Consider the following 11,853-nt stretch of genomic DNA (forward strand, 5'->3'; position numbering starts at 1 on the left):
CAAAAATCACCTCAGAATTATTATTACTATTATTTTAAATGAAAAAAAGACTGTAAACAAACTAGATTTTCGCTAGTTTGTCTACAGTCTGAAAGGATGACAATTTGTCATCCTTTTTTGCTGTTCTTAAAGATTGATGCCTTTAACTGAAATGAACATATGTTACAAAATTTAGATATATTGAATCAATACATTTACAAATTCTTCTAAAAATATTTGGTCTTCCTCGTCGAATCTATTTTTAATAGGGCTATCGATATCTAAAACCCCAACTAATTTACCTTCTTTAACGAGTGGAACGACAATCTCTGAATTTGATGCTGCATCACATGCGATATGTCCTGGAAACTCATGCACATCTGCTACACGTTCAGTTTTTAAATTAGCTGCAGCTGTACCACATACACCTCTGCCAACTGGAATACGAACACAAGCAGGTAAGCCCTGGAATGGTCCTAGAACTAGTTGATCTTCCTTCATCAGATAAAAGCCTACCCAATTTATGTTATCTAGAAATTGATTTAATAATGCAGAAGCATTAGATAGATTTGCGATCTGATCTTCTTCACCATCTAGTAGTGCTTTGAGTTGATTAAGTAATAATTGATATTGATCTTGCTTATTACCATTGTATTTTTCGACATGAAACATGAATATTACCTACTTTCAGCTATTTAGTTACAAAACCTCATCAAACATTGTCGAGCGAATGATAAAGGATTCTCCAAATTCGAATTGAATTATTACATAAGGAGGTGAGTGTGATGGCTCAAAAAGTGTTAAAAGATACAAGACAGAAAATTCTTACTGCTGCGATTGAACTTTTTAATTCAAAGGGTTTTACTGGTACGTCAGTTAGAGAAATCGCCAGTAAAGCAGATGTAAATGTTGCACATATATCTTACTATTTTAAAGGAAAAGGTGGCTTACTAGAATTTCTTGTTTCTTATTACTATGAAGGATATATTAAACTAATAGAAGATAATTATTCTCTTCTCCAATATAGTAATGTCCACGCAGTATTAAGTAAGATTATTCTAGATATATTAAATTATCAACATGAAAATCGTCAACTTTCAAGATTAGTTTATCGTGAAGTGACGGTTGATTCGATCTTAATACGTGAGGTTATGACAACATATTTAACAAAAGAGAAGTACTATATTAAGTCTTTATTTGAACAAGGAATTAAAGAAGGTTATTACCGCAAGGCCTTTATTCCACATTTGATCATTCAACTTCGAAGTCTTTTGCATACGCCATACCTACAGCCACAATACATGAGTGAAGTGCTGCATATTCAGTCACACGAAGCTTATTTTGTTCATCAATACTATAAAGAGCTTAAAATATGGTTAAATTCATTGCTGATTGAAAGCTATTCAAGAGATGAAAAAATAGCAGTTATTCGTTAGTTTGAAACGAATAAACTTGGAATAAGCAGTACTTAAGAAAGGCTCTGTTCAGAAAGATTGTTCCTTTTAGTCAGGTGCGATTTGTAGATGAAAAGATGCCAATACTTTGTACAGAGTTGTTTCTATCATGATTCCTAAAAATAGCATAGTTTACCAAGAATAGCTTTAAGAAAAGAATTATGTCAATGAATAAAAATAAGAATAATTCTTCCCAACATCCCTTGCACAATGGGCATCAGAACCGTATATTAAAGGGATTTTTTGTTTTTTCGCCAATTGGATAATTGTTGGTCCAGGATAAGCTTCTCCACAGAATTCTTTTCTTAAACCCGCTACATTATAATCAATCTCCATACCTTGATCCTTAATTGCCTGTAGAATATGTAAAATCGTTTTTTCCATAGAAAATGTTATTGGATATAACTTTTGAAATTTATTTACTAATGTTAGATGACCAATCCTATTTGGTTTATAAGTACCTAAATAACTATTAACTGAATGTAAAACTTCATCATAATATAATTGGTGAAGTTTTTGTAATGACCCGGAAAGCTGAACCATTTCTCCAAAAGTATTTTCATCAAAGTCTAGGCAATAGTAGGAGTTCTTTATATTTAAGAAATGAACAGAGAGAATACTATCATCTAAATATTTTCCATACTTATTTAGAAACTTTGTTGTTTCATTTTCAAAATCTTTAATATAATCTACCTCTAGACCAAGGTTGATTGCTATTTTATTATGATATTTATTTTTTACTATTTGAACTTTTTCAATATATTCCTCTAAATCCTCTAGCTTCATTGCACTATCCTTCATAGGTGTAGGATCAGTAAAACCAATTGGAAGTGGAGCATGCTCTGTAAAGCTTAAGCTTTGAAAGCCTTCTATAATTGCTTTTTCAACATATTCTTCTAATAAATCTGTAGTCCCGTGTGGACAATATGGTGAATGAACATGTCCATCTATTTTCAACATACTTCTTTCCCTCTCTTCGTTACCATTTTATTTTGCTATTCATCTATAGCTGTAGTATTTAGAAACTTAATGAAAATAGTATATAAAGAACTTGAGATATTTCATTATAATGATATGTTACATTACTCCTCAGACACAGGTTTCTTGAGAGGATAAATTAGGCTTTTGTTACTTTGCAGTTGGGGCTAAGGACTTTCCTCGACCTTACACTTTTATCAATTATTTCCTTTGCTTTTTTATTTTTTTTGAGTGAATTTTGCTTGCAAAATCACATTTACAACAAAATAGGACAAATAATGTAAAAAAATAAAAATTTCTGGTCAAAAAATGTCGTTTACATGGTATCATAAAAACATTGAAAAAACATTATAAACTCTTATATAAAGTGTGTTCTGTTTTAGGACTTTACTATGTATTTAAATAAATGAAGTAATTTAGCTTAGCATGTAACGGACTTCAACAATAAAGTTTAATAAAATTCTATTAATTAATAAAAATAATTTGATATAAACGCTTATCAGCATGATCATGTGAAACCTTTCATCTTTGGGGAGTTTCAATCATCCCTGTCATGACGATTTTGTGTAACAACGAGGGGGCTCATTATGGAAGTTATCATTGGACTAGTCCTTCTAATATGTATTTTATTTGGTACTGGATATGTATTAAGAAGAAAGATATATAAAGAAGTAGATCGGTTAGAGGCACGGAAAATTGAAATTATGAATCGATCGATTATAGACGAGTTATCAAAAGTAAAAGAATTGAAAATGATCGGACAGGCAGAAGAGTTGTTTGAGCAGTGGAGAGATGAATGGGATGAGATTATCACTTCTCAACTACCAGAAGTTGAAGAACTTCTATTCGATGCTGAGGATTACGCTGATAAATATCGCTTTAAGAAATCACAAAGTGTTCTTGAACATATTGATGAGGTGTTAAGAACTGTAGACGATAATATTGATAAGATTATCGTAGAAATTAATGAGTTGGTTTCAAGTGAGGAAGAAAACTCAGTTGAAAGTGAAGAAGTAAAAGAACAAACGAAAAAAATAAAAAAGACATTGTTAGCACACAGCCACCAATTCGGGAAATCTCATAGTAAATTGGAGGATACGCTTGAAGAGATAACGAGTGCGTTAAAGCAATTTGATATTGAAACAGAACAGGGTAATTATTTAGTAGCGAGAGATCTTCTAAAGAATACAATGAAAAATGTTGATACACTTCAAGTCAAAATAGATGAAATTCCTAAGCTGTTGACTGAATGTCATACAACAATTCCAAATTTACTACATGAGCTAGAAGATGGATATAAGGAAATGATCGCAACTGGTTATTATTTAGAACATCTTCAAGTAGACGAAGAAATAAGAAAAGTTAGAGAAAAGCTTTCTTTGATTAGCCAAAAAATTGAAGATACTGAAACAGAGGATATTCAAGAAGGTCTTCAATTACTTCAAGAATCAATAGACCAATTATATGATCTACTAGAAAAAGAAGTGGAAGCAAGTCAATTTGTGAAACAATCTAAAAACAAAATAGATCAACAATTAGAAAAGCTTTCAGAGCAAAAAACAGCTACTTTACTAGAAACGGACCAAGTGAAACAAAGTTATCAATTATCTGAAACTGAGCTTGAGAAACAAAAAGTTATTGAAAAGCAGATTTCTCAAATTGAAAAGAAGTTTGTGCATATTCAGCAAAATCTACAAAGTGATCATGTGGCACATTCAATCATTAAAGAAGAACTTATGGAAATTGAAACACAAATTGCTCAACTTTTTGCTGATCATAATGCATACAGAGAAATGCTTCAAACACTGAGAAAAGATGAGCTTCAAGCAAGAGAAAGACTTAATGAATTAAAACGAATGCTATTAGATACGAGTCGATCTGTTCAACAAAGTAACATACCAGGTTTGCCTATTGAATTTGGGGAATTGATTGATAAAGCTAGAAAAGATGTACTGAAGGTTACAAATAAGTTAGATGAGATTCCTTTAAATATGACTGTTGTCATTCAATTTCTAGACGAAGCTGTACAGTCTGTTGAATCACTAAAGGAATTTGCTGATGAATTAATTGAACAAGTTCTATTAATAGAGCAGGTTATACAATATGGTAATAGATATCGAAGTAGAAACCAAGAGCTAGCATCAAGGTTTAGAGAAGCTGAGGATTTATTTAGGGACTATGACTATAGTAAAGCATTAGATGAAGCTGTCGCAGCGCTAGAGCAAGTGGAGCCAGGCTCCTTTCATAAAGTTCAGGAACTTTATGAAGAACAATATAATAAACCAAAAAATCGCAAAGCTTAAGAATTATTCAAATTCAAGGATGACACTATAAACTGGTTGTAGTTTTGAAACTAGAGAAATCTTGTTTTTTAAATCACCATTTTATCTTGTTATCCTTGTTTTTTGGCGTTTATAAGAGTTTTTTAGATCGTCTACAATAGATCAAATTAGCGAACTTGCTTTCGCTTAGTATAGCTATAGGACTTTTTGTGAAAAGTCATATACCTAACCAGCCATCGAGAGGTAAGTCAGACCTTATTTCGTAGGGCGAAGATAAAGAATTGCAAGTTTTTCCTTGTTCATAAGCGGGGTTAAATAAGGCAAAGGGAGTCACCATATCTAAACCGTCTTTCTTGCTGTGGCAGTTTTTAAGGTGCTTGCTCTTTTGTTGTAGAAGTTGTTATGATATGATTACTTCTGAATTTTTCCCTTAAGAGGAAAAGATTTGGATCATAATTTATGAGGTTTCTTGCTTGGGGGAAGAAGAAGGATGCTGTATTTAGATAACAGTGCAACAACAAAGCCATATGAAGATGTACTTGCTACCTTTATTAAGGTCACTGAAGAATACTTTGCTAATCCATCTTCGATACATAAATTAGGTAGTGAAGCAGAAGGATTACTCAATCAATCAAGAAAACAAGTAGCAAACTTATTAGGAGTATTACCGAATGAAATAATTTTTACTTCTGGAGGAACAGAAGGAAATAATTTAGCCATAAAAGGCGCAGCATTTGCCAATCAACATAAAGGGAAACATTTGATCACTTCAGTTATTGAACACCCATCAGTATTAGAGTCTTTTAAGCAGCTTGAGAAAATTCATGGCTTTGAAGTGACTTATTTAGCTGTTGATGAAAGTGGAACTGTATCATGCAACGACTTAAAAAAGAATTTACGAAATGACACAATTCTTGTCTCCATTATGCATGTTAACAATGAAGTCGGAACAATTCAGCCAATAGCTGAGATGGGACAACTTATAAAACAATTCAAAAATACATTATTCCATGTGGATCATGTTCAAGGTGTGACAAAGGTACCCTTAAATATCAATGATGCACATATAGACTTATGCACCATTTCAGGACACAAATTTCACGGACTTAATGGAACGGGAGCATTATTTATAAAAACAGGAGTACAGTTGCTTCCCCTTTTTACAGGTGGCTCTCAGGAGCTAGAAATGAGATCTGGAACTGAAAGCCTTGCGGGGAATGTCGCTTTAGCCAAAGCACTTAGACTTACAACAGAGAAAGCAGAAAAGCAATTGAAGATCGTGAAAGAGACACAAGATAAGCTAAGAAGTGAATTAATGGACATTAGTGGTGTTGTCATTAATACCCCAGTTTTTGCAGCACCACATATATTGAACTTTTCAGTTCCCAACTTAAAAGCAGAAGTATTAATTCATTATTTTGGTGAGCATGGTATTTATTTATCTACTACTTCAGCGTGTTCATCTAGAAGAAAGACCATAAGCCACACCTTGTTAGAAATGAAGAAAAAAGAAGAAGTAGCCAAAAGTGCAATTCGTGTAAGTTTATCACTTGATCATAATGAAGAAATAGTAGGACCGTTTATTACTACACTTAAAAATGGAATAAGTAAATTAACAAAAGTTATGAGGTAGAAAAATGAAATTTGATCATATATTAATACGTTTCGGCGAAATTTCTACAAAAGGAAGAAATCGCAGGAAATTTATCGATCGTTTAAAACGAAATATACGTGAAGTCTTAATAGATTTTCCTAATTTAAATTATCAAGGCACAAGAGATCGAATTTATATCCTTTTAAATGATGAAAATCATGAAGAAATTATTGAAAAATTAAAGCTAGTTTTTGGAATTCAATCTTTTAGTTTAGCTATTAAGTGTGAAAGCGAAATATCAGCTATAAAAGATACAGCTTTAAATGCAATTAATAGTCTTTACAAACCAAACGATACATTTAAGGTAACAACAAAACGAGCTGATAAGCAGTTTCCATTAGATACAAATACATTAAATTATCAAATCGGCAGTCATGTTCTTATAAATACGGAAAACTTAAGCGTTGATGTGAAGAAGCCTGTTATTAACCTTCGAGTTGAAGTGAGAAGTGAAGCAACATATATTACCTGCTTCGATTATCAAGGTGCTGGTGGGTTACCAGTAGGCTCTGGAGGAAAAGGGTTGCTTTTATTATCTGGTGGAATAGATAGCCCTGTAGCAGGTTATCTAACCTTAAAAAGAGGTGTGGAGCTTGAGATTATTCACTTCTTTAGCCCACCGTATACAAGTGATCGTGCTAAACAAAAGGTGATTGACTTAGCTAAAGAGTTAACTTCTTATGGTGGAAAAATAAAGCTTCATATTGTTCCTTTTACAACTATTCAGGAGAAAATTCAAGCACAGGTACCGGAAAATTATACGATGACATCTACACGAAGAATGATGTTGAAAATTGCTGATCAGCTGAGAGAAAAACAACAGGCTTTAGCATTAATTACAGGTGAAAGTCTTGGGCAAGTTGCAAGTCAAACATTAGAAAGTATGATTGCTATTAATGCTGTGACAAATACACCGATCTTAAGACCATTAATTACGATGGATAAGTTAGAAATAATCGAGATTGCTAAAGAAATAAATACTCATGATATTTCTATTCGTCCTTATGAAGATTGTTGCACAATCTTCACTCCAGCAAGTCCTAAAACGATGCCAAAATTAGAAAAGGTTTCAAGATTTGAGAGCTTTGTCGACTTTGATGAGCTAATATCAGAAGCTGTGGATAACATCGAGACAATTTTGATTACAAAAATTCAAGAAGAAGAAATGAATAGTTTATTTTAATTTTTAGTAAATTGCGACTGTGTTAAGGCTTAATGTTGATTATTAGAACTTTTGTTGATTGAAGTGAAAAGCATTAGTTTTCTGTAATGGAAATCAACAACAATGTTTAACATCGCCAAGTAAATAAAAGCAGAGAAGAAATTACCAATAAATATTATGAATGAAGCCATGTGTATTAACACATTCTATACTCACAAGGAGGTGATACACATGGCACAAAACAGCGGATCAAACAGCTCAAACCAACTTGTTGTACCTGGTGCACAACAAGCAATCGATCAAATGAAATACGAAATTGCTTCTGAATTTGGTGTTAACTTAGGACCAGAAACTACTTCACGCGCAAACGGTTCTGTTGGTGGTGAAATCACTAAGCGTCTAGTTTCTTTTGCTCAACAACAAATGAGCGGTTCTTTTCAACAACAATAATTGAATAGATAATGGCTACTAAGGTGGGAGTTTATCTCCTGCCTTTTTTGATTCTTCTTTACTACTTGGTGCTTCGCAAACTTTTACCTTAAGCAGTTTTTTCAGGAATTCATCAACTTTCACGAATAATCCATCATTCGACAAATTCCAGCAACTATCATTGACCCTTTTACTAAAACGATTTCAAATGTAAAAGAATTTAGTCAACAACTAAATAAGAGAAAGATAAATAATTTTTTAACATAACCTTTATTACCCGAAAATAAACTATACAAAATCCATTCTAAAATGTCATTAGTAATATTTTAAAAATTATAATAATTATGTATACTATTATTGTACAAACATTAGGGAGGGGAAATAATGGTTAAAGAAGAATTGCTTGCACCTTCGAAATATAATCTTGTAGAAGAGATTGAAAAGTATGCTGCAGAGCCATCAAAAATTGCTCTTAAATTTGAAAATGAAGATGGTGACAAAAGTGAAATTACATATTATTCCTTAATTGAAAAAGTGAATAAAATTGGAAACGCTTTAATTAACCAAGGCCTAACTACTGGAGATACTGTTTTAGTGGTCATTCCTCGAATGATAGATGCTTATGCTGTCTATTTAGCAGCCCTAAAGGCAGGACTAGTAGTTATTCCTAGCTCTGAAATGTTGAAAACAAAAGATTTACAATATCGAGTAACACATGGTGATGTTAAAGCCATTATTAGTCATGTATTGTATATAGATGAGTTTAAAGAAATTAGAGAATTTAATGATTTAAAGAAATTTGTAATCAATGGTAATAATAATGAGTGGATATCACTTGAACAATTAAGTAGTAGAGAAAGTAATAAAATGGATATTGCCGATACATTGTCTACAAGTATGGCTTTTTTATCTTATACTTCTGGTACAACTGGAAATCCAAAGGGTGTGGTACATACACATGGTTGGGCTTATGCTCATTTAAGAACAGCAGCAAAAAATTGGTTAAGTATTAATGAAGAAGATACAGTTTGGGCAACAGCAGGTCCTGGTTGGCAAAAGTGGATTTGGAGTCCCTTCTTATCTGTATTAGGCTGTGGTGCAACAGGCCTCATCTATCAAGGGAAGTTTGATCCGAATAAGTATTTACAGCTTTTAGATGAATATCAAGTTAATGTATTATGTTGTACACCTACAGAGTATCGCTTAATGTCTAAGGTTGAAGATCTTGATAAATATTCACTCACCTCATTACATAGTGCTGTATCAGCTGGTGAACCATTAAATCGCGAGGTTATTGATACCTTCCAGAAACAATTCAAAGTAAGTGTACGTGACGGCTACGGTCAAACAGAGAATACACTGTTAGTAGGTGTTATGAAAGGTATGACAATCAAGCCTGGATCAATGGGGAAGCCAACACCTGGTAACGATGTGATTATAATAAATGATAACGGAGAACCTTGTGAAGTAAATGAAGTGGGGGATATTGCCGTTCATAAAGATACACCTGCGCTATTTAAAGAATATTATAAAGACACCGAAAGAACGCTAATGCAATATAGAGGCGATTATTATATTACTGGAGATCGCGCGAGAATGGATGAGGACGGATATTTTTGGTTTGAAGGAAGAATGGATGATATCATCATCAGCTCTGGCTATACAATTGGACCATTTGAAGTTGAAGATGCTCTAGTGAAGCATCCATATATTAAAGAATGTGCTGTTGTAGCAAGTCCTGATGAAATTAGAGGAAATATAGTTAAAGCTTATGTTGTTTTAAGAGATCAATCATTAACTATAGATAATAAATTAATTACCAGCTTACAAAATCATGTAAAAGAATTAACAGCTCCTTATAAGTATCCTCGTGAAATAGAATTTATCGAAGAATTACCGAAAACAACATCAGGTAAAATTCGACGAATAGAGTTGAGGCAACGTGAGCTCCAACTAAAACAAGCTTAACAAAAACTTAAAAAAGCCAGGAGACTTTTCCTGGCTTTTTTATGTGTGTCTATGATTCAAACGATTTGAAGATGTTGTTGGCCTTGAAAAATTGATATAAGCTAACAACGTTCGGTATTTTAATGGATTCCCCACCCTCTCTTACTGATCGCAACAGAAGTCTCGCGCTTTTGCTTCCTTCAACCGCTTGTAGCAAATTTGCATTGAAACTTCTAAAGCTAAATTTGATTACCATATTTCCAAAATACATAGATTTCTGGTAATGTTTCAAATAACAATATTATTGGTGATTTAATTCCTTCATATTGAGGAATTAAATTAGTAAGAAATTGCATGACGGAGGGAAAACATTTTGGGAACTTTATGGTATGGCGGAAATATTTATACATTAGAATACGAGGATTGCAAAGTTGAGGCTATTTTTTCAAAAGAAGGAAGAATTATTGAGACCGGAAAGTATAGTGATCTTGTTAACCAATATAAGGAAGAGATCTCTGAATACATAGACTTATATGGTAAAACAATGATTCCTGGTTTAGTTGATAGCCACCTGCATTTAATTGGACATGGAGAAAAACTTGTTAGGTTAGATTTCTCTAAAACAACAAATCCAGATGAAATTATACAAACAATAAAGGATAGAACTCTTCATCTTAATCCTGGTAGCTGGATAATTGGAGAGGGATGGAATGAGAATCAATTAGAGGATCGAAAAATCATACATCGAAATGAATTAGATGAAATATCACCGAATCACCCGGTAATGCTAAAAAGAATATGCAGACATGCAATTATTGTTAATACAAAAGCATTAGAGCTTGCAAATATATCAAGTGAAACACAAGATCCTCCTGGTGGAGTCATTGTGAGAGATGCAACAAATACTCCAACAGGATATTTATTAGATCAGGCTCAAGAGCTTGTGTTTGAGGTTGCACCAACTTCTACAAAAGAGGATCTTGTTCTTGCTCTTGAAACATCTATAAAAGATTGCTATAAAAAAGGGTTAGTTGGAGCACATACAGAAGATCTTTCCTATTACGGTGGATTAGATAAAACTTTGCATGCTTTTGATGAAGTTTTATCAAAAGGCTTAAAATTTCGTACTCACTTACTAGTTCATCACCTTATTGTTGATGAATTTCAGCAGAAAGAAAGAGATTTAGGGGAGTTTGGAGAATTCGGTGCGATGAAAATATTTGCTGATGGTGCATTAGGAGGAAGAACTGCTCTTTTAAGTTTTCCTTATCATGATGATCCATCAACAACTGGTGTGGCTATACATACAGAAAACGAGCTTGCTTTATTAGTTAAAAAAGCTAGAAGCTATAAAATGGAGGTAGCAGTGCATGTAATCGGTGATTTAGCCTTTGAAATGATCCTTGATGCGATAGAAGCTGATCCACCGCAAGATGGTCAACACGATAGGTTAATTCATGCTCAAATATTGAGAAAAGATTTGATTGAAAGAGCAAAAAAATTACCGATCATACTTGATATACAGCCACGATTTGTGGCAAGTGATTTTCCATGGGTAATTGATAGAATCGGTGAAGATCATATGAAATCTTGTTATGCATGGAAGACATTAGTAGAAGAGGGTATTCACTGTGCTGGTGGATCTGATGCACCAATAGAACCAATTGATCCGTTACTAGGTATTCATGCAGCTGTTACAAGAGAGAGTATTTACGACAATACGGGGACAAGCTATTTCCCAGAACAAAAGCTATCAATATACCAGGCAGTTGAATTGTTTACAAAGGGAAGTGCATATGCGATTCACCACCAACATGATAGAGGGATGATCAAAAAAGGATTTGTAGCAGATTTTACAGTTTATGATCAAGATATATTCAAGCAAGAGCCTGATACTTTATTACAAGCAAAAGTTATGATGACCGTTGTAGACAATGAGATTATGTATCAACATAGAGCTTAATAGAG

General features: G+C 33.2%; 9 protein-coding genes. 7 read left to right on the forward strand and 2 right to left on the reverse strand.

Annotated features, from left to right (window positions below):
- Window positions 1-171: 171 nt before the first annotated feature.
- Window positions 172-651: a GAF domain-containing protein gene (locus tag JOC75_RS17725; RefSeq protein ID WP_204955349.1), complete on the reverse strand. Its 480-nt coding sequence runs from the start codon at window positions 649-651 to the stop codon at window positions 172-174.
- A gap of 125 nt (window positions 652-776) precedes the next feature.
- Here JOC75_RS17725 and refZ point away from each other — a divergent pair, with 125 nt between their 5' ends.
- On the forward strand, window positions 777-1,415 hold the full coding sequence (refZ, locus tag JOC75_RS17730) for a forespore capture DNA-binding protein RefZ (protein ID WP_204955521.1): 639 nt from the start codon (window positions 777-779) through the stop codon (window positions 1,413-1,415).
- A gap of 177 nt (window positions 1,416-1,592) precedes the next feature.
- Here refZ and hisJ read toward each other — a convergent pair whose 3' ends face one another.
- Window positions 1,593-2,393 (reverse strand): histidinol-phosphatase HisJ, encoded by an 801-nt coding sequence (gene hisJ, locus JOC75_RS17735; protein WP_204955350.1) that lies wholly within the window; start codon window positions 2,391-2,393, stop codon window positions 1,593-1,595.
- Window positions 2,394-2,998: 605 nt separating this feature from the next.
- Between hisJ and ezrA the strand changes: the two genes are divergently transcribed.
- The 6 genes from ezrA (at window position 2,999) to JOC75_RS17765 (ending at window position 11,848) form a co-directional block, all read left to right on the forward strand.
- Complete coding sequence (ezrA, locus tag JOC75_RS17740) at window positions 2,999-4,714, forward strand: septation ring formation regulator EzrA (RefSeq protein ID WP_204955351.1); 1,716 nt, start codon at window positions 2,999-3,001, stop codon at window positions 4,712-4,714.
- 469 nt (window positions 4,715-5,183) lie between these two features.
- A complete protein-coding gene (locus tag JOC75_RS17745) occupies window positions 5,184-6,326 on the forward strand; it encodes a cysteine desulfurase family protein (protein WP_204955352.1) in 1,143 nt (380 codons plus the stop codon).
- Between the two features lie 4 nt (window positions 6,327-6,330).
- Entirely contained in the window at window positions 6,331-7,530 is a 1,200-nt protein-coding gene (gene thiI, locus JOC75_RS17750) for a tRNA uracil 4-sulfurtransferase ThiI (RefSeq protein WP_204955353.1), read from the forward strand.
- Window positions 7,531-7,740: 210 nt separating this feature from the next.
- Window positions 7,741-7,959 (forward strand): alpha/beta-type small acid-soluble spore protein, encoded by a 219-nt coding sequence (locus JOC75_RS17755; protein ID WP_204955354.1) that lies wholly within the window; start codon window positions 7,741-7,743, stop codon window positions 7,957-7,959.
- A gap of 363 nt (window positions 7,960-8,322) precedes the next feature.
- Entirely contained in the window at window positions 8,323-9,906 is a 1,584-nt protein-coding gene (gene mbcS, locus JOC75_RS17760) for an acyl-CoA synthetase MbcS (protein WP_204955355.1), read from the forward strand.
- A gap of 352 nt (window positions 9,907-10,258) precedes the next feature.
- Window positions 10,259-11,848, forward strand: coding sequence for an amidohydrolase (locus JOC75_RS17765; RefSeq protein WP_204955356.1), 1,590 nt, complete (start codon window positions 10,259-10,261; stop codon window positions 11,846-11,848).
- Window positions 11,849-11,853: the final 5 nt, after the last annotated feature.

The organism is Metabacillus crassostreae (assembly GCF_016908395.1).
GTDB classification, from domain to species: Bacteria; Bacillota; Bacilli; order Bacillales; family Bacillaceae; genus Metabacillus; species Metabacillus crassostreae.

Coding starts and splice junctions, on each gene's coding strand:
- JOC75_RS17725 (WP_204955349.1), bottom strand. CDS start 651: ATGTTTCATGTCGAAAAATACAATGGTAATAAGCAAGATCAATATCAA.
- hisJ (WP_204955350.1), bottom strand. CDS start 2,393: ATGTTGAAAATAGATGGACATGTTCATTCACCATATTGTCCACACGGG.
- ezrA (WP_204955351.1), top strand. CDS start 2,999: ATGGAAGTTATCATTGGACTAGTCCTTCTAATATGTATTTTATTTGGT.
- JOC75_RS17745 (WP_204955352.1), top strand. CDS start 5,184: ATGCTGTATTTAGATAACAGTGCAACAACAAAGCCATATGAAGATGTA.
- thiI (WP_204955353.1), top strand. CDS start 6,331: ATGAAATTTGATCATATATTAATACGTTTCGGCGAAATTTCTACAAAA.
- JOC75_RS17755 (WP_204955354.1), top strand. CDS start 7,741: ATGGCACAAAACAGCGGATCAAACAGCTCAAACCAACTTGTTGTACCT.
- mbcS (WP_204955355.1), top strand. CDS start 8,323: ATGGTTAAAGAAGAATTGCTTGCACCTTCGAAATATAATCTTGTAGAA.